General features: G+C 70.0%; 24 protein-coding genes. 16 read left to right on the top strand and 8 right to left on the bottom strand.

From position 1 onward, the window contains the following. The first annotated feature begins 42 nt into the window (after positions 1-42). Positions 43-645 (top strand): TetR/AcrR family transcriptional regulator, encoded by a 603-nt coding sequence (locus QSK39_RS37280; RefSeq protein ID WP_285482514.1) that lies wholly within the window; start codon positions 43-45, stop codon positions 643-645. Here the strand turns inward: QSK39_RS37280 and QSK39_RS37275 are convergent. Beyond that, positions 632-1,888, bottom strand: coding sequence for a hypothetical protein (locus QSK39_RS37275; protein ID WP_285482513.1), 1,257 nt, complete (start codon positions 1,886-1,888; stop codon positions 632-634). The two genes, QSK39_RS37280 and QSK39_RS37275, sit on opposite strands and share 14 nt — an antisense overlap. Next, positions 1,885-2,427 (bottom strand): RNA polymerase sigma factor, encoded by a 543-nt coding sequence (locus QSK39_RS37270; protein ID WP_285482512.1) that lies wholly within the window; start codon positions 2,425-2,427, stop codon positions 1,885-1,887. The genes QSK39_RS37275 and QSK39_RS37270 overlap by 4 nt, the downstream gene beginning before the upstream one ends. Positions 2,428-2,560: 133 nt before the next feature. Between QSK39_RS37270 and QSK39_RS37265 the strand changes: the two genes are divergently transcribed. Further along, entirely contained in the window at positions 2,561-3,964 is a 1,404-nt protein-coding gene (locus QSK39_RS37265; protein WP_285482511.1) for a hypothetical protein, read from the top strand. On the opposite strand, the gene QSK39_RS37260 is transcribed toward QSK39_RS37265, so the two are convergent. Genes QSK39_RS37260 through QSK39_RS37250 form a run of 3 tightly spaced genes read right to left on the bottom strand, consistent with a single transcriptional unit; the run spans position 3,946 to position 5,958 of the window. Then, positions 3,946-4,890 (bottom strand): pentapeptide repeat-containing protein, encoded by a 945-nt coding sequence (locus tag QSK39_RS37260; protein ID WP_285482510.1) that lies wholly within the window; start codon positions 4,888-4,890, stop codon positions 3,946-3,948. The genes QSK39_RS37265 and QSK39_RS37260 overlap by 19 nt on opposite strands. A 4-nt stretch (positions 4,891-4,894) precedes the next feature. Further along, positions 4,895-5,518, bottom strand: coding sequence for a uracil phosphoribosyltransferase (gene upp / locus QSK39_RS37255; RefSeq protein ID WP_285482509.1), 624 nt, complete (start codon positions 5,516-5,518; stop codon positions 4,895-4,897). 5 nt (positions 5,519-5,523) lie between these two features. Continuing rightward, positions 5,524-5,958, bottom strand: a complete 435-nt coding sequence (locus tag QSK39_RS37250; protein WP_285482508.1) for a protein-tyrosine phosphatase family protein — start codon at positions 5,956-5,958, stop codon at positions 5,524-5,526. Positions 5,959-6,043: 85 nt separating this feature from the next. Between QSK39_RS37250 and QSK39_RS37245 the strand changes: the two genes are divergently transcribed. The 8 genes from QSK39_RS37245 (at position 6,044) to QSK39_RS37210 (ending at position 12,530) form a co-directional block, all read left to right on the top strand. After that, complete coding sequence (locus QSK39_RS37245) at positions 6,044-6,658, top strand: DUF1707 SHOCT-like domain-containing protein (RefSeq protein ID WP_285482855.1); 615 nt, start codon at positions 6,044-6,046, stop codon at positions 6,656-6,658. An 84-nt stretch (positions 6,659-6,742) separates the two neighbouring features. Continuing rightward, positions 6,743-7,717 (top strand): deoxyribose-phosphate aldolase, encoded by a 975-nt coding sequence (gene deoC / locus QSK39_RS37240; RefSeq protein WP_284747996.1) that lies wholly within the window; start codon positions 6,743-6,745, stop codon positions 7,715-7,717. Further along, complete coding sequence (locus QSK39_RS37235) at positions 7,717-9,150, top strand: aldehyde dehydrogenase family protein (RefSeq protein ID WP_285482507.1); 1,434 nt, start codon at positions 7,717-7,719, stop codon at positions 9,148-9,150. Before deoC ends, QSK39_RS37235 begins: the two co-directional genes overlap by 1 nt. Next, positions 9,143-10,009: an aldehyde dehydrogenase family protein gene (locus QSK39_RS37230; RefSeq protein WP_285482506.1), complete on the top strand. Its 867-nt coding sequence runs from the start codon at positions 9,143-9,145 to the stop codon at positions 10,007-10,009. Before QSK39_RS37235 ends, QSK39_RS37230 begins: the two co-directional genes overlap by 8 nt. A gap of 138 nt (positions 10,010-10,147) precedes the next feature. Beyond that, positions 10,148-10,864, top strand: coding sequence for a hypothetical protein (locus tag QSK39_RS37225; protein ID WP_285482505.1), 717 nt, complete (start codon positions 10,148-10,150; stop codon positions 10,862-10,864). After that, positions 10,861-11,175 carry a hypothetical protein gene (locus QSK39_RS37220; protein ID WP_285482504.1) on the top strand — a complete coding sequence of 105 codons (315 nt, stop codon included), beginning with the start codon at positions 10,861-10,863 and terminating at the stop codon, positions 11,173-11,175. The genes QSK39_RS37225 and QSK39_RS37220 overlap by 4 nt, the downstream gene beginning before the upstream one ends. Positions 11,176-11,199: 24 nt before the next feature. Beyond that, on the top strand, positions 11,200-11,946 hold the full coding sequence (locus QSK39_RS37215; RefSeq protein WP_285482503.1) for a hypothetical protein: 747 nt from the start codon (positions 11,200-11,202) through the stop codon (positions 11,944-11,946). Then, a complete protein-coding gene (locus QSK39_RS37210; RefSeq protein WP_285482502.1) occupies positions 11,928-12,530 on the top strand; it encodes a hypothetical protein in 603 nt (200 codons plus the stop codon). Before QSK39_RS37215 ends, QSK39_RS37210 begins: the two co-directional genes overlap by 19 nt. Here the strand turns inward: QSK39_RS37210 and QSK39_RS37205 are convergent. Both QSK39_RS37205 and QSK39_RS37200 read right to left on the bottom strand, forming a co-directional pair. Next, positions 12,496-13,350, bottom strand: coding sequence for a GH12 family glycosyl hydrolase domain-containing protein (locus tag QSK39_RS37205; RefSeq protein WP_285482501.1), 855 nt, complete (start codon positions 13,348-13,350; stop codon positions 12,496-12,498). The genes QSK39_RS37210 and QSK39_RS37205 overlap by 35 nt on opposite strands. Positions 13,351-13,424: 74 nt before the next feature. After that, positions 13,425-14,075, bottom strand: a complete 651-nt coding sequence (locus tag QSK39_RS37200) for a TetR/AcrR family transcriptional regulator (RefSeq protein WP_285482500.1) — start codon at positions 14,073-14,075, stop codon at positions 13,425-13,427. 179 nt (positions 14,076-14,254) lie between these two features. On the opposite strand from QSK39_RS37200, the gene QSK39_RS37195 reads away from it, so the two are divergent. From QSK39_RS37195 to QSK39_RS37170, 6 genes are all read left to right on the top strand, one after another. Further along, entirely contained in the window at positions 14,255-15,478 is a 1,224-nt protein-coding gene (locus tag QSK39_RS37195; RefSeq protein ID WP_285482499.1) for a cytochrome P450, read from the top strand. Positions 15,479-15,488: 10 nt separating this feature from the next. Then, complete coding sequence (locus QSK39_RS37190; protein WP_285482498.1) at positions 15,489-16,688, top strand: cytochrome P450; 1,200 nt, start codon at positions 15,489-15,491, stop codon at positions 16,686-16,688. A gap of 34 nt (positions 16,689-16,722) precedes the next feature. Further along, positions 16,723-16,917 (top strand): ferredoxin, encoded by a 195-nt coding sequence (locus tag QSK39_RS37185; protein WP_285482497.1) that lies wholly within the window; start codon positions 16,723-16,725, stop codon positions 16,915-16,917. Positions 16,918-17,111: 194 nt separating this feature from the next. After that, positions 17,112-17,468, top strand: a complete 357-nt coding sequence (locus QSK39_RS37180; RefSeq protein WP_285482496.1) for a WXG100 family type VII secretion target — start codon at positions 17,112-17,114, stop codon at positions 17,466-17,468. After that, positions 17,465-18,769, top strand: coding sequence for a putative T7SS-secreted protein (locus tag QSK39_RS37175; RefSeq protein WP_285482495.1), 1,305 nt, complete (start codon positions 17,465-17,467; stop codon positions 18,767-18,769). The genes QSK39_RS37180 and QSK39_RS37175 overlap by 4 nt, the downstream gene beginning before the upstream one ends. Next, entirely contained in the window at positions 18,769-19,374 is a 606-nt protein-coding gene (locus tag QSK39_RS37170; RefSeq protein ID WP_285482494.1) for a hypothetical protein, read from the top strand. Before QSK39_RS37175 ends, QSK39_RS37170 begins: the two co-directional genes overlap by 1 nt. A 60-nt stretch (positions 19,375-19,434) precedes the next feature. Here QSK39_RS37170 and QSK39_RS37165 read toward each other — a convergent pair whose 3' ends face one another. Further along, positions 19,435-20,508, bottom strand: coding sequence for an ABC transporter ATP-binding protein (locus QSK39_RS37165; RefSeq protein ID WP_285482493.1), 1,074 nt, complete (start codon positions 20,506-20,508; stop codon positions 19,435-19,437). Between the last annotated feature and the right edge of the window lie 2 nt (positions 20,509-20,510).

Genomic DNA, 20,510 nt, shown 5'->3' with positions numbered 1-20,510 from the left:
TGGTTCTGGTCAAAAATAACAGCGTTCCGATACGCTGTGTGCATGGCTCGACCACGGACACACGACGAAGCGCTCCGGCTGAAGCTCCTCGACCGCGCCGGGGAGCTCATCGCCGCCGACGGGCCGAAGGCGCTTTCCCTGCGGAAGCTGGCTGCCGACGCCGGGACGTCGACCACCGCCGTGTACTCCCTCTTCGGCAGCAAACCCGATCTGGTGAACGCCCTCTACACCGAAGGGTTCCGCCGCTTCGGCGCCCGGATGGCCGGCACCGTGCTGACCGGCGACCCGGTCGACGACCTCGTCGCGCTCGGCAGCGCCTACCGCACCAGCGCGCTGGCCGACCCCAACCTGTACGGGATCATGTTCACCAGGTCGGTGCCCGGGTTCGAGCCCAACGAAGACGCCGAGAAGCTGGCCCGCAAGACCCTCGAGCCGCTGGAGGCGATCATCCGGAAGGCCATCGCCGACGGCGTCTTCCTCGACGTCCCGCCCGAGACGGTCGCGGTCGGCTGCTGGGCCTTCGTGCACGGGCTCGTCTCGCTCGAGCTCACCGGCAACCTGCCGGAGGAGTTCGACGTCACGGGCTCCTACGAGACGGCCCTGCGCGCGAACGCCTCCGGCTGGCTGCGGCTCACATCTGCATGAGCGACCCGTCGTAGACGACCTTGCCCTGCGCGTCGCGGGCCTGGACGTGGACCATCGCCTCCAGGCTGAGGTGGACGTTCTGCGGGACCCACGTGGCGACCATGCCGTCGACGACATCGGCCTCGACGCTCGTCCCGATCCCGAAGTCGATGGTCGCCTTCACCGCCGTCGTGGGCAGCGCCGCGACGTACGGGCGGCGTGCCTTCCCCTGCGCCGCCTCCGACTCGGTCCCGCCCAAGGTGTCCACCGGCAGGGTGCGCGCCGGCGGGGTCTGGGGTCCGGTGTAGTCGATGTAAGCGCGGTACTTCGTCTTCCCCGGCCGTTGGCGGTCGGGCTGAGCCGCGCAGACCACGACCCGGCCGTCGTGGCGGCCGAGGACCACCTGGTAGCCGTCGGCCTCGAGCAACGGTCCCGGCGCGTACGCCGCGGCGTCGGGGATCACTTCGATCTCCGCGAAGTTCAGGCATTCGCCCAGCGCCCGGCCGGCGGGTGACGTCCGTTCGGCGGTCACCGGCCGGTCGACGGCCATGACCAGCCACGGCGGCGGCGTGGGCAGCACGGTCCCGCCCGGTGCCGGCGGGTTTTCGAGGCTGAGCGTCGTCGTCCAGAGAGCCGACCGGGTCATCGCGACGAACTGGCCGGTGACCGTGGAAGGGCGGATCGACTGCGACATGTTGTCCCCGCCTTCGGTGCGCGAGTCGAGGAACGGAGGCGCCGATCCCGCGTCCACGACCCCGGCGACCACGCCGGTCGCGCTGTGCAGCAGCAGCCCGACGTGTGTGCCCGGCGCGTAGGCGGGGGCGGCTCCCGGGTCCGACAGCGTCACGGTCGTCGCGGTGGTCTCGCAGAACATCGGCTTGCCCGCGGCGGTCACGGCGACCACCGAGTCCGCCCCCAGGACCTCCGTGAACAGCGGGACCCATTCCTCGCGCGGGGGCACGCGGTCCTCCTTGCCCGCCGCTCGCACGGCCGCCCAGCAGCGGTCCAGCGAGGACGTCGCCACCTTTGCGTCCAGGGTGAGGTGGTTTCCCGGGTCCGGGGCCGGCGGCGGGCCGGCGACGGGCTGCTGCCGGATCACCTGCGTCGCGACGACCGCGCCCACGGCCAGCACGACGACGGCGGCCGCGGCGGCGTACCAAACGCGCGTCGGACGGCGCTTCGCGATGCCCTGCCGAACCTCGGCGCGCAGCCGGTCGCGGACGTCGTCCGGCAGCGTCCGCCGCGGTGGAAGGTGGTCGCTCATTTCTCCTCCAGCAGCGTGCGCAGCCGGGTGCGGGCCCGCGACAGGTGGGCGCGGACGGTGACCTCGGCGACGGTCAGCAGCTCGGCCGCGTCGGCGACGCTCAGGTCGCCGAGCAGGCACAGCTCGACGACGGCGCGCTGCGACTTCGGCAGCGTCCGCACGGCTTCGACGATCTCACGCAGCCGCTGCTCGCCGTCGATCCGCGCGGCCACCGCGTCGGCGTGGTCGGACACGACCGGCGGGTCCGGGATCTTGCGGAGCAGCCGCAACCGCCGTCTCGCGCCGCGGTGTTCGTCGCGGGCGGCGTTGCCGGCCACCGTGTAGAGCCACGGCAGGGCGCTGTCCCGGATCAGCGTCACGTCGGCGCGGCGGCGCCAGGCGGTCAGGAAGGTGTTCGACGTGAGGTCCTCCGCGGCGGACCACGAGCCGGTCAGCCGGTAGGCGTGGTTCCAGACGGCTTCGGCGTGCCGTTCGAAGAGTTCGCCGAACGCCGCTTCGTCGCCGCGGGAAGCCCGGTCCCACAGCGCGCGGTCACCCACGACGCGATCACCCGGTGCCCCGTCCTCCACCCGTACCCCCGTCGCATGGCTGGTCACACCCCTCAGTGGCCGGCACCGCCCCGGTTGTTGCGCGCAACTTCCGCGCACCGGGCGGCCACTTCCGGTCGTGATCATGGAGCAGGTCCGGACCACGGACAAGCAGACCCGGCCCTGGCGGCTTCCGGCGGCGGTCGCGGGTGTGTCGGCGGCGGTGTTCCTGCTGGCCCGGCCGCACCTCGTCGACGACACGTTCATCACGCTCGCCTACGCGCGCAACCTCGCGTTCCACGGGCACTGGGGACTGCTGGCCGACGCGACGTCGAACTCGGCGACGTCACCGGCGAACGTTCTCGCACTGGCCGCCCTGACTTTCGTGGTGCGGGACGCCGTCTTGGCGGCCGGAGTGCTGTACGTGCTGTGCCAGGTCGCGCTCGTCCTGGCCCTGCGCCGGCTCGGCACGGCGTTGCCGCGCTGGTTCCCGGCACTGGCGTTCGCGGCGCTGACGGTCAACCCGCTGCTGCTCTCGTCGATCGGGCTGGAGGTCGCGCTGGGTGCCGCGGTGCTCGGGTGGCTGGCCGTGTTCGCCACCGAACGACGGCTGCTCGCCTTCGGTCTCGTAGCGGGCGCGCTCGCGCTCGTGCGGCTGGACCTGCTGATCTTCGCGGTGGTTCTGGGTTTCTCACTGCGTTCCGGACGGGCCTTGTTCGGCGCCGCGCTGGTCGCCGTGCCGTGGTTCGCGTTCAGCTGGGTCGTGCTCGGCGCGGCCGTGCCCGACACGTTCGTGATCAAGACACTGCAAGGCGCCCAACGGGCTTGGGGTGACTGGACTTTCGCCAACGGCCCGCTCTTCTACGCACGGGCCGATTTGTGGATGGCGGTGCTGTCGTTCCTCCCGCTCTTAGCAGTCCCTTTCGCACTCCGGCGGTCGCCGACGCTCCGGCCGTTCGCGCTTCTGGCCCTGGGAGGCGTGCTCTACCACGGGATGTACGTGCTGCTGACGGTTCCGCCGTACCACTGGTACTACGGCCCGGGCATCACCGTGGCGACGATTTTCGCCTGCGCCTGGGCGGCTTCTCATCGCGTCGCGACCGGTTGCGTCCTCGCGGTGGTGGTCGCTTCGGTGGTCGCGTACGCGGCTCCGGGACTGCCCCGGGAGTTCGCGCCGCTGACGTCGAACTACGCCTCGACGGCGAAGTACGCCGAGATCGGCCGCGACCTGCACGCGCTGGCCGGGTCACGCGTCGTCGGCAGCGCCGGGGAGATCGGTGTGCTGGCCTACACCTGCGAGTGCGCGATCGTCGACGTCTTCGCCGACCGCGGCCTGCTCCCCGCGGCCATCGACGCCCGCGGCGCCGGCGACCGGTGGGTCCGCGCGGCGCTGCGGGTGGACTACGCGTTCTTCGACTTCGACGTCCGGCCACGACGGCCCGACCTGGTGCTGCGCCGGCTGCCGAGCCCGCCGCCGGACGCGCTGGCCCATTGGACGCTCGACGCGCCGACGCTGGGCCGGCAGGAGCTCTACTTGGTGCCGTCCTGAGGGAATCGCGCGTCCGCCAGGTCGAGTTCGGCGTGTTCGCCGCCCTCGAAGTCGGCTCCCCCTTCGAAATTCGTGTGGGAACACTGGAACAGGCCGCCTGAGCGAATCCGGGTGAAGCGGACGTCGCGGGCGAAGTGCGCCCAGGAGAAGAACGCACCCTCCTCGAACACCGACTGGTCGAAGTTCGCGATGTCACCGAACTCCGTGCCGTAGAACCCGGCCCGGCGTGTGAAGGTCGTGCCGCGGATGTGGACCGCGCCGACGAACTCGGCGCGGCTGAAGTCCGCGGCGGCCAGGGTGCAGCCGCTCAGCCGGAAGTCGACGAGGACGGCCCGCTGCAGGTCGACCGACATCCCCGGCCAGAAGCCCGGTTCGTCGTGGCTCAGGTGCGTCTTGAGCAGTTCCTGCGCGGCCAGCCGGACCAGGAGCTCGGGATCCTCTTCGTCCTTGAGTTCGGCGCCGGTCCGGCCACGCAGTCCCGTCGGCGGTGCCTTGAACGGCATCCGCAGGTACGCGCACAGGACGTTGACGATCGTCTGGCGCTGCTTCGGGTTGTCCTGCCCGAGCCGTTCCAGCGCGTAGAGCCCGCCGAGCCGCACCGGCGCCTTGTCGCTGCCGAGCTGCTCGACGGCCTTCGTGTACAGCTCGGTGACCCGCCGCTCCTCGAGGTCGCGTTCGGTCACGCCCGCGACGCGGGTCGTCTCGGCAAGCTGCAGCTCCATCGTGCGCTGGCGGCGCGTCGCGAGCCACAGCGCGAAGACGCCGCCGGCACCCGCGCCGATGCCGAACGCCGTCTTGACGGCGTCGATGCGCACCGGCGCGTCCGGCGACCCGGACCAGCCCAGCAGCAACCACAGCAGACCGGCCGTGACGACCGCGACCACGCCGGCGGCCGCGGCCACCCACCGCCACTTGAGGAGGGGCAAGGCCTCAGACAGCGCCGTACTGGCGGTCACCCGCGTCGCCGAGGCCCGGGACGATGAAGCCCGAGTCGTTGAGGCGCTCGTCGATGCTGGCGGTGACGACGCGGACGGGCAGGCCGGTCTTTTCCAGGTGCGCCAGGCCTTCCGGCGCGGCCAGGGCGCAGATGGCCGTGACGTCGTCGGCGCCGCGGTCGGTGAGCAGCCGGATCGTGTACTCCATCGAGCCGCCGGTGGCGAGCATCGGGTCGAGCACCAGCACCGGCCGGTCGGCGAGCGACTCCGGCAGCGATTCGAGGTACGGCGTCGGCTTCAGCGTCTCCTCGTCGCGCGCGAGGCCGACGAAGCCCATCTGCGCGTCCGGGATCAGCTTGTGCGCCTGGTCGGCCATGCCGAGGCCGGCCCGCAGCACCGGGACGAGCAGCGGCGGCTTGGCCAGCTTGTAGCCCTCGGTGCGCGCGACCGGCGTGTGGATCCGCTCGGTCTTGACCGGCACGTCGCGCGTGGCTTCGTAGACCAGCATGACGGTCAGCTCGTGCAGCGCGGCCCGGAACGCGGCGCTGTCCGTGCGCGCGTCGCGCATCGTGGAGAGCCGGGCCTTCGCGAGGGGGTGATCGACGACGTGCACATCCATGCGGGTCAATCTAGCCGCCCCGCGAAGCTTTTCACCCAGCCGCGCTGCCAGGGCGTTTCGACGGCGCGTTCGTGGTAGTGCTCGCGCACCCAGGCGATGGCTCGGTCCGCGGGGACGCCGGAGAGGATCGCCAGGCAGGACATCACCGTGCCGGTCCGCCCGGCACCGCCGTAGCAGGCGACTTCGACGGTTTCGACCTTCGCTCGCTCGTGCAGGGCCTTGATCTTTTCGCGGGCGTCGGCGGGTTTGACGGGCAGCAGGAAGTCCGGCCAGGTGACCCATTCGTGCGGCCAGGTGATGCCCCCGCCGTACTTGCGCCGCAACCGGCTCGTCCCCAGGTACAGCCCGAAGTCCGGCTCGGATTCGTCCGGCCGCGGGCGACCCAGCCCGCGGCCGCGGACCCGGACGCCGTCCGGGAATTCCACTGTTGTCGACCCCATCGGGCCAGTGTCCTCCGGAAGGTGGACACGCAGGGTGGTTTTCGCCGCTAAGCTCCGCCGGGTGAGCGAACTGACGCCCGACCAGATGAGGGCTTCCGACGCGGACCGCGAGCGCGTCGCGCAGGTGCTGCACAACGCCCTTTCGGAAGGGCGGATCACCGTGAACGAGCTGGAAGAGCGGCTCTCGACGGTGTACGCGGCGAAAGTGGTGGGTGAGCTCAAGCCGGTGACGGCGGACCTGCCGACGTCCTCCGCCGCGCTCGAACCGGCGCCGACGCGGGCCTTGGGCTTCCCCGACCAGCGCATCGGCGGCCACCCGGGCAGCCCGGTGTCGATCGGCGTGCTGTCGGGAGCGGTCCGCAAGGGCAGCTGGGTCCTCCCGCCCCAGCACAACAGCTTCGCGTTCTGGGGCGGCGCGGAGATCGACCTGCGCCAGGCCCGGTTCGCGGACCGCAACTGCACGATCACCGCGGTCGCCATCATGGGCGGCATCCAGATCACGGTCCCGGACGACATCAACGTCGACGTGACGGGGATCGGCTTCATGGGCGGGTTCGTCCTGGAGGACAAGTCGGGAGCCCCACCGGCCCCGGCGACGGCACCGACGGTGAAGATCAACGGCCTGGCCTTCTGGGGCGGGGTGGTCGTCTACCGGAAGCCGGCCAAGCGGGTCGAACCGCCGCAGATCGAGGGGGCCTGACCTCGACGTTGTGACGCGTCGCGCACCCAGCGTCACACCCGATGGGGGCTCGCGCTGTCGGACCCGCCGCCTAGACTCAGGCCCATGACAGCCACGACCAGTACGTCAGCGGCGCCGGCCACCCCGGCACCGCTGGTGGACGCGACTCGCGACGACGCGAGCCTGCGCCGCTTCCTGCTCGGGCTGCCCGGTGTCGACCAGGTCGGCGTCGAGCAGCGCGCGGCGGGCCTCGGCACGCGCAGCATCAAGAAGGACGCCAAGCGGTGGGCCATCGACACCGCCATCTCCATGGTCGACCTGACCACGCTGGAGGGCGCCGACACCCACGGCAAGGTCCGGGCGCTCGCCGCGAAGGCCGTCCGCCCCGACCCCGAGCGCCAGGACACCCCGCGCGTCGCCGCCGTCTGCGTGTACCCGGACATGGTCGCCACCGCCGTCGAGGCGCTGAAGGGCAGCGGCGTCCACGTCGCGAGCGTCGCCACCGGCTTCCCCGCGGGCCGCACCTCGCGGGAGATCAAGCTGGCCGACACGAAGATCGCCGTCGACGCGGGCGCGCACGAAGTCGACATGGTGATCGACCGCGGCGCCTTCCTCGAGGGCCGCTACATGGACGTCTTCGAGGAGATCCAGGCCATCAAGGCTGCCTGCGGCGACGCCCACCTCAAGGTCATCCTCGAAACCGGTGAGCTGGCGACCTACGACAACGTGCGGCGCGCGTCGTGGCTGGCGCTGCTGGCCGGCGGTGACTTCATCAAGACCTCCACCGGCAAGGTCTCCCCCGCCGCGACGCTGCCGGTCACCCACATCATGCTGCAGGCCGTCCACGACTGGCACGTCCAGACCGGCGAGCTGCGCGGCGTCAAGCCCGCGGGCGGCATCCGGACCACGAAGGACGCGATCAAGTACCTCGTCGCGGTGCACGAGGTCGCCGGCGAGCAGTGGCTGGTCCCGGACCTCTTCCGCTTCGGCGCGTCCAGCCTGCTCAACGACCTGCTGCTGCAGCGCCGCACCCAGGTGGACGGCCACTACAGCGGCCCCGACTACGTGACGGTGGACTGATGCCTGTTTTCGAGTACGCACCGGCGCCCGAGTCGCGCGCCATCGCGAACCTGAAGGACCACTACAAGCCCTTCATCAACGGTGAGTTCGTCGACGGCTCGGGCGAGCCGCTCAAGACGATCAACCCGGCCACCGAAGAGGTCCTGGCCGAGGTCGGCACCGCGTCGAAGTCCGATGTGGACATCGCGGTCAAGGCCGCGCGCAAGGCGTACGACACCGTATGGTCGAAGATGCCGGGCACCGAGCGCGCGAAGTACCTCTTCCGCATCGCACGGCTGATCCAGGAGCGTTCGCGCGAACTGGCGGTGCTGGAGAGCCTCGACAACGGCAAGCCGATCAAGGAGTCGCGCGACTCCGACATCCCGACCGCCGCGGCGCACTTCTTCTACCACGCCGGCTGGGCCGACAAGCTGGACTACGCGGGCTACGGGCCCAACCCGCGGCCGCTGGGCGTCGCGGGCCAGATCATCCCGTGGAACTTCCCGCTGCTGATGCTGGCGTGGAAGATCGCCCCGGCGCTGGCCACCGGCAACACGGTCGTGCTGAAGCCGGCCGAGACGACGCCGTTGACCGCCCTGGTGTTCGCGGAGATCTGCCGGCAGGCGGAGCTGCCGCCGGGCGTGGTCAACATCCTGCCGGGCGCGGGCGACATCGGCGCGTCCCTCGTGGAGCACGCCGGCATCGACAAGATCGCCTTCACCGGCTCGACGGAGGTCGGCAAGGCGATCCAGCGCGAGGTCGCGGGCACGCCGAAGAAGCTGACGCTGGAGCTGGGCGGCAAGGCCGCGAACATCGTGTTCGAAGACGCGCCGCTCGACCAGGCCATCGAAGGCATCGTCAACGGCATCTTCTTCAACCAGGGGCACGTCTGCTGCGCGGGCTCGCGGCTGCTGGTGCAGGAGTCCGTCGCCGAAGAGGTGCTCGAGAAGCTGCGCTACCGCGTCTCGACGTTGCGCGTCGGCGACCCGCTGGACAAGAACACCGACGTCGGCGCGATCAACTCGGCGGAGCAGCTGGCGAAGATCCGCGGGCTCGTCGAGTCCGGGGACGCCGAAGGCGCGCAGCGCTGGACCAGCCCGTGCCCGGTGCCGGACCGCGGGTTCTTCTTCGCCCCGACGGTGTTCGCGAACGTGCACCAGTCGATGCGGATCGCGCGCGAGGAGATCTTCGGGCCGGTGCTGTCGGTGCTGACGTTCCGCACGCCGGACGAGGCCGTCTCGAAGGCCAACAACACGCCGTACGGGCTTTCGGCCGGCATCTGGACCGAAAAGGGCTCCCGGATCCTGTGGATGGCGAACCAGCTGCGCGCCGGCGTGGTCTGGGCCAACACGTTCAACCGCTTCGACCCCACCGCCCCCTTCGGCGGCTACCAGGAATCCGGCTTCGGGCGCGAAGGCGGCCGCACCGGGCTGGAGGCGTACCTCGATGTCTGATCGCATTTCCGTCGCCAAGACGTACAAGCTGTACGTGGGCGGCAAGTTCCCGCGCTCGGAGTCCGGCCGGGTCTACCCGGTGACCGACGCGAAGGGCAAGTTCCTGGCCAACGCGGCGCACGCGTCCCGCAAGGACGTCCGCGACGCGGTGGTGGCGGCCCGCAAGGCGTTCCCGGGCTGGTCGTCGGCGACGGCGTACAACCGCGGCCAGGTGCTGTACCGGGTGGCCGAGGTGCTGGAAGGCCGCCGCGACCAGTTCATCGCGGAGGTCTCGGCATCCGAGGGCCTGTCGGCGAAGAAGGCCGAGTCCACAGTGGACGCGGCGATCGACCGCTGGGTCTGGTACGCGGGCTGGACGGACAAGATCGCGTCGGTCCTGGGATCGGCCAACCCGGTGGCGGGACCGTACTTCTCGTTCACGGTCCCGGAGCCGACCGGCGTGGTGGGCATCCTGGCGCCGCAGGGATCGTCGTTGCTGGGCTTGGTCGAGGTCTTGGCCCCGGTCCTGGCGACGGGCTCGACGGCGGTGGTGGTCTCGAGCGCGGAGAGGCCCCTGCCGGCGATCACGCTGTCGGAGGTCCTGGCGACGTCGGACGTCCCGGGCGGAGTGGCGAACATCCTGACTGGACGGGCGTCGGAGCTGGGGCCGTGGCTGGCCTCGCACGGCGACGTGAACGCGCTGGACCCGACAGGTGCCGCGCCTGATGAGCGCGTGGAGTTGGCGCGCGAAGCGGCGAACACGGTGAAGCGGGTACTGACGGTCCCGTCGGCCGAGCCGGACTGGACAACGGCCCCGGACCTGACCCGGCTGCGGCGCTACCTGGAGGCGAAGACGGTCTGGCACCCACTGGGCGTCTGAGTTCCCGAACGGAGGCCACCACCCGGACGAACCCGGGTGGTGGCCTCCGTCGCTTTCCCGATCTTCGGCTGACGCCCGCCTCGATCACCGGTACAGTCCCAGCCAGGTACGGAGCGTGACGCATCGGGGAGGGTGCAGATGCCGGACGACGAAGAGTGGGCTTTCGAGGCAGAAATCAACCTCTGGGACGACGGCGAGAGCCCAGCGCAGGCGCAGGAAGACGAACCGGAGCCGAGCGGGCCAACCGGCCGCGACCCGGATCGGGTGGTGACGGTCGTCGTCTCTGCAGAGGGCGCGATCCTGCAGGTCGAGCTCGCTGCGGACTGGAAGAGCAAGGTCGACCCCCGCGCACTGGACATGAGCGTGCTGACCGCCGCCAACGCGGCGACCATCGACGCACTGCTGCGGCACGCCGAGGACGTTCGGAGGAATCCGCCCTCTCCGCCCCGTGGGAATGAGGACGAAAGCCCGCTCACTGCCCAGGACGTCCTCCGGCTCGGCGATGCCGTCCTAGCGGAAGTCGACGAAATTTCGGCCCGCCTGGAGGTCACCGACCGCCCGGTCGCCGCGACGAGTTCCGGCGGACATGTCTCGGGGAGTGCCCAGAGCGGACGCTACGTCGGCTTGGACATCGATCCGACCTGGGCCTCGATAGCGAGGAACGCGGAGGTCGAGGCCGAACTGACCGAGGTCTTGAAGTCGCTCCACCGCGATTCGGTGCCGGACGGCACGGGTCGTCAGATCGGAAAGGCCACGGCCGAGCTCCTGAGCCTGGTCCACGATCCCGACCGATTGATCCGCCGTGTTCAGGGTGCAAGGTCCGCCGGCATCGAACGGAGAGGTGAAGACGGATGAGTGACATCGAAGTCGCCTTGGAGGCCCTGCAGTCGGACGCTGCCGCCTGGGACGAAGCCGCCGGCGGACTCGGCGAGGCAGGGGCCGTGGTCGCGCCGCTCGGTCTGACGCCGGCAGATGTCATGAGCTACGCAGCGGGCCGGGGTTTCGACCACCAGTACGGACTGACCCTCGCCAAACTCGAAGACTCCCTTCGGCGGGGCGCTCTCAACTTCCACCGGATATCGGACAGCCTCCACCGGGGCGCCGCGATGTACCGGGTCTCCGAAGAAGAACACCAGCGGAAGCTGCGTCAGGCCGGCGGACGCTGACGGCGCGAGGGGGGAACCAGAACGATGACCAACGACGTGATCGACCAAGCGCTCGCCGGGTACGACAAGTTCAGGCAGCTCGTGGAAGAGCTGTTCCAGCGGGCCCGCGACATGCTGTCCTGGATCCCGGACGCTCTGGCCGACCTGGTCAAGCCGATCCGCGACGGTCTCGCCTTCATCGGGGACAAGGTCGCCGAATTCGAGAAGGCCCACGAGAAGTTCGAGCGGGACAAAGGCGACCCCGACAAGCTACGGGCCTACGCTGCCGAGTGGGGTGACAAGTTCACGCAGCGACTCGACACGGCCGCCGGCTCTTTGGATCCGGCATCCATGAAAACCACGCTGTACTGGAGCGGTCCCGCGGCCGAAACCTACAAGATCGCGCTGTCGGAACAGCTCAAGAAGGTCGACGCCGCCAAGGACCTCGGCAGGCAGATGCGTGACTCGCTCACCAACCTCGCCAATGCCGTCGAGACGTTCTGGCTGACCTACAACTCGATCATCTGGGGTCTGGTCGGGGCGACCGGGGCTGCCATCGTCAGTGCGGCGACCGTCGTCGGGCTACCGGCGGCGCTCGGCATCCTCAGCGCGGAGATCGCGGCCGGTATTCCCGCGATATTCGCGATCATCAGCGTGATCGATACGACAGTGGACACCATCCAGAACGAGCTGGTGGCGATCCACGACAAAGCCGACGACCTCGGCGAAGGCTGGCAGCCGACCGACACGAGCACTATGTCGCACCCGGGTGATTGGCGGACGGCCGGATGATCGGCTCCGCTCCGGTGCCCAGTATCTGGATCCCGCCGAAACTGGCACACCGGATCCGCCGCGTCAGCACCGCCGCCGGCGCTGTCACCTTGGCCGCCGCTCTCGTGGTCGGCGTCGGCATGCCGATGATCGGCCCGGCCCTGCCCACCGCGACGAGCCCGGTCACCATGCTCACCACCAGCTCCGGCATCTTCCTCGGGCTGTTTCTGGCGGTCTCCGGAGTGACGATGACCGTGGCCCGCGGTTGGGTCTCGCTCGGCCGGCACCCAGGTGGCAGGGACTTCATCCTCGACGCCCGCCCGGCGGCGACCGGATCCGTCGTCCTGGTCTCGGCGGCCGTGGCCTCGATCCTCTCCGCACTGTTCTTCTACACGAGCTACACCGCCACCATCACCTGGTCCAGCGGCCCCCACCCGGCCAACGTCCACCCGGTGACGCCGTCGATCGCGCTGTTCCTGCTGCTGCCCGCGCTCGCCGTCGGCCTGACGCTGGCCAATCTCGTGGTCGGCTGGCGGTTGTTCCGCCCTTCCCAGCAGACCATCCGCCGCGCTAGCTCATCGTCACCGAGAAGTCCGTCAGCGTGAACCTCGCTTTACCCCCGCCCGTCGAGCAGAACTCGATCCCGTAGCCGATCTGGTTCACCGTCGGGTTGGGTGGGATCAGGCCCTTGCCGATCGCGAACGCGATCATCGCCTTCAGGTCCAGGCTTCCCGAGTACTGCGTCGCGCGCGATACGAACGCCACGTACCCGTCGTCGTCGGCCCAGACGTCGTACGTCGCCCCGCCCGCCGTGTACGTCTCCAGCTTGTCGCCGGACGGCCGCTGCTTCAGGTTCTCCGTCCACACCATCAGCTCGCTGACGCCGTTCCCGTCGCCCACGCCGTTCAGCCACAGGTCGTACGCCACGTCGTAGATGCCCACCCCCGGGCCGCGACCGGCGAACGTCGTCTTGATCACCGAATAGTCGTTGAACGGTTTCCCCTTCTGTTCGTTGATGTCCTTGTGCACGTTCGGATAGGTTTTCACCGACGTCGAGTCGGGCTGAGTGGAATCGACGTACCAGTTGTCGTACGCGCACGCGCGCAGCGTTTCCGGGCCCGCCTCGTCCGCGTTCCACATGTTGTTGTGGACGTAGTAGCCACCGTCCGACCAGCCGCCGTCGGTCTCGGACGTCGTGAACTCCGGACTGCGGCAGCCACGCACCGGCGTCGTCGACGGCGGGGTCGGAGTCGGTGCCACCGAAGGAGAAGACGGCGGCGGAGCGACCGACGACGACGCGCTGGGCGACGTCGTCGTGGGAGTCACCGGAGCCGGGATCGACGCCGGTGCCGCGACACCGCCGACCGGGCCGTCACCGCAGCCGGCGACCACCACAATGGGAATCGCCAACACCAAAGCCAGCATTCTTCGTCGCATTTTCCCGCCCGCAACCCGAATTCGGCAGAACGAGGCGGAACCCTAACACGGAAACCAAGGAATCAGCTGTGCTCGTCGGCGGGGTCCAGGTCGTGCGACGTGATCGGGCGGCCCGGGAGCTCCGTGCCCGGCCGCGAGCTGAGGCCGTCGATCATGATCCCGACGCACCGGCGGGCCGCCAGCTCCGCCACGTCCGGGGACTTCGCGCGCACCTGCCGCAGCAGCGTCGCGAACAGGATCGCGATGTCGCCGGAGCCGACGTCGAGGCGCAGCTTCCCCTCGGCCTTGGCGCCGTCGACGAAGTCGTCCAGGACCACCAGGATCTCGTCGCGCAGCCGGCGGACCTCGGGGTCGTTCTTCAGGATCACCAGCGCGCGCGGCGACACCATCGCCAGCTGGACGCTGAGCTGCAGCTCCACCGACTGCCGCAGCAGCCGGGACAGCGCGCTCCACGCCGACGTCTCCTCGGCGGCGATCACGCGGGCGTCGATCAGCACCCGCTCGAAGTTGTCCATCGCGACGGCGCGGACCAGTGCGTCCCGGTCCGGGAACCGCCGGTAGAGCGTGCCGACGCCGACGCCGGCCGCGCGGGCGATCTCCTCCATCGGCACCTCGGGACCGGAAACGGCGAAGATGGTCTTCGCGGCAGCCAGGATCTGGTCGCGGTTGCGCCGCGCGTCCGCCCGCAGGGTGGTCTCGGGGTCTGCCGTCATGCCGTTCGCCTCTCGCTGGATCGCGCGGGGTGATTCTCGCATGGTCAAGCGGCCACGCACTCGAACTCAAGTGAGTCACCCGTTAGCTAGTGGACGACTTCCCTCCACTTCGGTACCTTGGACTGCAGAACCGGAATGTAATCCTCCGCATACTGTAAGTCCGTTTTAGGGGGCCCGAAATGACCGAAGTCGCCGATCCCACCACGAAGGACGAAGTCTTCCCGCTGGAACGCACCTGCCCGTTCGCGCCGCCGCCGGCGTACGGGAAGCTGCGCGAAGCGGGGCCGGTCCAGCGCGTCGAGCTGCAGTCCGGCCAGGAGGCGTGGGCGATCACCCGGCTCGAGGACGTCCGGCAGATGCTCACCGACCCGCGGTTCAGCTCCGACCGGTTCAACCCCGGCTTCCCGTTCCTGACCAAGCAGGGGCGCCCGGTCCGGCGGACCAACTTCACCGCGTCGCTGATCAACATGGACCCGCCGCAGCACGGCGCGGCCCGCCGCGAGGTCGTGGGCGAGTTCACGGTCAAGCGGATGAAGGCGCTCCAGCCGCGGATCCAGCAGATCGTCGACGAGCACATCGACGCGATCCTGGCCGGCCCGAAGCCCGCCGACCTGGTCACCGCGCTCAGCCTGCCGGTGCCGTCGCTGGTCATCTGCGAACTGCTCGGCGTCCCGTACGCCGACCACGACTTCTTCCAGGTCCGCAGCTCGACGCTGCTCAACCGCGACGTCGACCAGGACACCCGGATCAAGGCCGTCGACGAGCTGCAGGAGTACCTCGACCAGCTGGTCACCACCAAGGAGACCGAGCCGGCCGACGACCTGCTCAGCCGCCAGATCGCCAAGCAGCGCGAAGAGCACGGCGAAGCCGACCACGACTCGCTCGTGTCGCTGGCGTTCCTGCTGCTCATCGCCGGCCACGAGACGACGGCGAACATGATCTCGCTCGGCACCGTCGCGCTGCTGGAGAACCCGGACCAGCTCGAGCTGATCAAGAACGACCCCGGCAAGACGCTCGACGCCGTCGAGGAGCTGCTGCGGTACTTCACGATCGCGGAGTTCGCGACGTCGCGGGTCGCCACCGAGGACCTCGAGATCGGCGGCCAGCTGATCCGCGAAGGCGAGGGCGTGCTCGGCCTGAGCTATTCCGGCAACCGCGACCCGGAGGCGTTCGACAACCCGGACGAGCTCGACCTGGAGCGCGGCGCGCGGCACCACGTCGCGTTCGGCTTCGGGCCGCACCAGTGCCTCGGCCAGAACCTGGCCCGGATGGAACTGCAGATCGTCTTCGACACGCTCTTCCGCCGCATCCCGGAGCTGAAGCTGGCCGTGCCCGTCGACCAGCTGCCGTTCAAGCACGATTCGTCGATCTTCGGCCTGTACTGCCTGCCCGTGACCTGGTGAAGGGGACGCCATGACGACAGTCGAGAAGCACGAATTCCCGATGACCCGCACCTGCCCGTTCTCGCCGCCGCCGGCGTACGAGGAGATCCGCGAAGAGGATCCGGTCACGAAGGTGGGGCTGCCCGACGGCGGCTGGGCCTGGGTGGTCAGCAGGCTCGACGACGTCCGGACCGTGCTGAACGACCGGCGGTTCAGCGCCGACCGGCAGCGCCCGGAGTTCCCGCAGCTGGTCAAGGGCGGGTTCCGGCGGCAAGGCGACGAGCGCACCATGATCACCATGGACGCGCCCGAGCACGGGCCGGCCCGCAAGGCCGTGCTCGGCGAGTTCACCGTGCGCCGGATGGAGGCGCTGCGGCCGCGGATCCAGGAGATCGTGGACGGCCAGATCGACGCGCTGCTGGCCGGGCCGAAGCCCGGTGACCTGGTCGAGGCGCTGTCGCTGCCGGTGCCGTCGCTGGTGATCTGCGAGATGCTCGGCGTGCCCTACGCCGACCACGACTTCTTCCAGGAACACACGGCGAAGCTGATCAAGCGCTCGACGACGCCGGAGGAGCGGCGGGCGGCGTTCGACACCATCCGCGGCTACATGGAAGACCTGATCGCGACGAAGGAGGACAACCCGCCGGACGACCTGCTCGGCAGGCAGATCGTCAAGCTCCGCGAAGACGGCACCTACCGGCGGGCTTCGCTGGCCGCGACCGGCTTCCTGCTGCTGGTGGCCGGGCACGAGACGACGGCGAACATGATCTCGCTGTCCACCGTGGCGTTCCTCCGCAACCCCGAGCAGCTGGCGGCGATCAAGGCCGACCCGGGCAAGACACTCGACGCCGTCGAGGAGATGCTGCGCTACTGGACGATCGTCGACGCGGCCACGGCACGCCTGTGCGTCGAGGACGTCGAGGTCGGCGGGCAGCTGATCCGGGCCGGCGAGGGTGTGCTGGCGCTGGGTTACGCGGCGAACCGCGACCCGCGGGCGTTCGAGAACGCCGACGAGCTGGACATCGAGCGCGGCGCGCGCCACCACGTCGCGTTCGGCTTCGGGCCGCACCAGTGCCTCGGCCAGAACCTGGCACGGATGGAACTGCAGATCGTCTTCGACACGCTCTTCCGCCGCATCCCGACGCTGGCGCTGGGCGCGGACGTCGACGACCTGGCGTTCAAGGACGACGCGAACATCTACGGCCTGTACCGGCTGCCGGTGACCTGGTAGAGATCGAACTGCCATCCCACCACAGGAGAGAACCATGAAGATCATCGCGGACACCGGCAAGTGCGTCGGCGCCGGGCAGTGCGTGCTGACCGAGCCCGAGCTGTTCGACCAGAGCGAAGACGACGGCACGGTCATCGTGCTGAACGAGGAGCCGGAGGGAGCGCTGGTCGAGAAGGCTCGCGAAGCGGTGCACGTCTGCCCCAGCCAGGCCCTCTCGCTGCAGGAGTAACGGCCGCGCGACTCCAGCCGTGGGTGGTGAACCCGGGATCCGACCCGGCTCACCACCCACGGTTTTTGCGCTCGAACGGTCGCCTGCCGCGTAACACGGCGTGAGGAACAGCCGATCTGCACAGCTACAACCTTCGGGGGCCAACGGCACCACGGGTACCCGGGGGATGGTCGGCACCGGCGAGGAGACCGTGGATGTCAGGTGGCTACGAGGTCGATCCGGGGCGGATGAGGTCGCTCATCGCCACCTTGGAGCAGGCCCAGGAGCGGATGACCAGCGCGGGCAACGCGCTCAAGGACGCTTCGCCCCACGATCTGGGCAGCCGCGACATCGACGCGGCGGGCGGCCGGTTCCGGGACCGCTGGGAGTACGGCATCGGCAAGATCGGTGCCTTCTCCGGGAGCGTCGCCGAAGGACTGACGCGGGCCGAGCAGGTCTACGCCGAAACGGAGCAGAAGGTCGCCGGCGCGCTCGACCGCGGCGGGCTGGCACCACCGCCGCTCGCCGGTGAGTCGGAGATCTGCCACCGGCTCGACGGGACAACGGCGTGAACTGGGAGCAACTCGAAGACGCCGTCGCCCCGGTGCAGAGCGCGGACTACCCGGCACTGGGGTTCGATCCCGCCCCGGGCGCGGTGGCGCGGGTCGAGGAGATCGCCACCACGTTGAGCGCGGTCGCCACCGAGCTGGGCCAGGCCTGCGACGAGCTGACCGGGCTCGGGAAGTCCGGTGGTTTCTGGGAAGGCGACGGCGCGGACGCCTTCCGCGAGACCGTCGGCAAGGTTCCCGACTACCTGGACAAGGCGCATCGTTCGCTGTCGGGCGCGGCGGGCACGCTCACCGGCTGGGCCGACGACCTGTCCACGCTGCAGCGGCACGCCATCGACCTGGAAACCCAGGCGGAGACGGCCCGATCCCAGTTGACGACGGCTCGGGCCAACCCCCACCTGCAGCTGGCCGGGCAGGTGTTCGCCGGCCCGGCCGAGCTCCACCGGGCCGAGGTGGCGCTCAGCCGCGCGCAGCACGAGCTGGCCCAGGCCCAGCACGGCCTCGACGCGCTCCGGGCGGATGCGAAGCGCCTGCGTGCCCAGCACCTCGAACTGGCCGGGCGGGTCGCCGCCGCACTGCGCAAGGCCACGGACGAGGCCCCGGAAGAACCGGGCTGGCTGGACAAGATCAGCGACGCCGTCGGCAAGATGGTCACCGGCGTCAAGGACCTGGCCGGGAAAGCCTGGGCGTGGACTCAGGAGCACGCCGGCGCCATCGCCGAGGTCGGCACCGTGCTCTCGAAGATCGGCAGTGTGCTGGGGGTCGTGGCCATCGCCACCTCCTGGATCCCGGGCGTCAACGCGGTCACCGCGGCGGCCGCGGTCGGGGTCAGCGCGGCGGCTGCGGGAACGAAGCTGCTGGCCAAAGCGGCCGGCGCCGACGTGTCGTGGTCCGGGATCGGGATGGACGCCATCGGTGTCCTCCCCGGCGGCAAGGCCTTGGCCGGTCTGAAGAACGCGGTTGGTCAAGCCGCGAAAGGCGCCGCTCTCGCGAAAGCGGAGAAGGTCCTTCCGGTGATCAGCAAGGTTCCATTCGTGAAGCAGCAGGTCGTCCACCTGGGTGGTGAGAGCTTCGCTCCCGTCACGCTGGACACTTTGCGCTCCCACCCGGCCGAGGCTCTCCACCAGGCTGCCGAGTACTCCCACGCGAGCGCCGTCAACACGGCGAACCGGCTCCTGAAGGTCGAGCTGGATCCCTTCAGCAGTGCCGGAATCGCCACCGGCGTCGGCATCAACTCCGTGAAAGGCGTGGGGCTGGCCGAAGCGAAGGACTTCGTCAAGGACAAGATCGGCGACCACCGGTAGTGCCCGTTCCGGAGTTCTCGCTGCTCCTGCCCGACGGGTTCCTCACGCTGCCCGCGCGGGAACTCGACGAGACGGGATTCCGCGCGCTGGCCGCCGCGGTGGCGGACCGGTTCGGCTTGGACGGTGAAATCGACCAGGGACTCGCCGAAACGACCGTCATGCTCGCGACGACCGCCGCGGCGGCCCGGGCCGGTGGTTCAGGCCATACCTCCGCCGGGTTCTTCCGGTCCCCCGATGATCCGGACCGGCCGATCATGGTCCTGGTCAGCTGCTTCTTCCTGGAGTCCGGGCATCCGTCGGCCGCCGTGGTGATCACCGGTCTGCGGCAGGTGCACGAAGCCACCGCGTCCGGGCCGGTGAACGTCGTCGAACTCCCGGTGGGCCCGGCGGTGGTCGTGCAGTCCGTCACGCACAGCCAGATCCCGGCCGGCGCGGGCACCGTGCGGATCACCCAGCACGGGATCACCGCGTGGATCCCCGGCCCCGACGGGCTGGTCGGGCTCGCCGTCACCAGCAACAACACCGAGGACTGGGCCCACGTCGCGGAGCTGGCCCACGGGATCTTCGAGACCTTCGCGTGGGCCGGCGCCGGAAGTCAGGAGTAGCGAAGGAAACGGCCACCTCGCGGGTAAGGGGTTCTCGCGAGGTGGCCGTGGCCTGTTCTTTCAGGAGAGGCGCAGCGTTGTCTCCGGGTGGAACGCGTGGGTCTCGCCTTCGCCGCGCAAGCCCACCCGGACGTTGTCGCCCATCCGGGGTGGTGTGCGGCCGTCGACGCGGACGACGAAACGGTCGTCGCCCACCTTGCCGTGCAGGTACGCGTCCGCGCCCAGTTCCTCGACCAGCTCCACCACCAGCTCGAAGCCGCCCTCGGACACCAGCTGCAGCGACTCCGGGCGCACGCCGAAGACCACTTCGCGCAGATCCCCGGCCGCGGACACCACCGACCGCGGCAGCGGGAGCACCACGTCGCCGAGCTGGACGCCGCCTTCGGTCAGCGGCAGCGTTGCCAGGTTCATCGCCGGCGAGCCGATGAAGCCCGCCACGAACGAGTTCGTCGGGTTCTCGTACAGCTCCCGCGGCGACGCGCACTGCTGCAGCACGCCGTCCTTGAGCACCGCGACGCGGTCGCCCATCGTCATCGCCTCGACCTGGTCGTGGGTGACGTAGATGGTCGTCGTGCCCAGGCGCTGCTGCAGCTTCGCGATGTTCGCCCGGGTCTCCACCCGCAGCTTCGCGTCCAGGTTGGACAGTGGCTCGTCCATCAGGAACACGCTGGGCTCGCGCACGATCGCCCGGCCCATCGCGACGCGCTGCCGCTGCCCGCCGGACAGCGCCTTGGGCTTGCGGTCCAGGAATTTGGTCAGGTCCAGCATCTTGGCGGCCTCGGCCACCTTGGCGTCGATGTCCGCTTTGGACAGTCCGCGCAGCTTCAGCGCGAAGCCCATGTTGTCGGCCACCGTCATGTGCGGGTACAGCGCGTAGGACTGGAACACCATCGCGATGTCCCGGTCCTTCGGCGGCAGGTTCGTGACGTCGCGCTCGCCGATGTGGATGGCGCCCTCGTCGACGTCCTCCAGCCCGGCGAGCATCCGCAGCGCCGTCGACTTGCCCGAGCCCGACGGTCCGACCAGGACCAGGAACTCGCCGTCCGGCACCGACAGGTCGAACTTGTCGACCGCCCGCACCTCGTTCGCGCCCGGGTAGATCCGCGACGCCTGTTCGTAACTGACAGCTGCCATGA

It is taken from the genome of Amycolatopsis sp. NBRC 101858 (assembly GCF_030269325.1).
Classification (GTDB): domain Bacteria; phylum Actinomycetota; class Actinomycetes; order Mycobacteriales; family Pseudonocardiaceae; genus Amycolatopsis; species Amycolatopsis ponsaeliensis.
The sequence above is the reverse complement of the archived record's forward strand: the minus strand, read 5'-3'. Positions and strand labels throughout refer to the sequence as shown.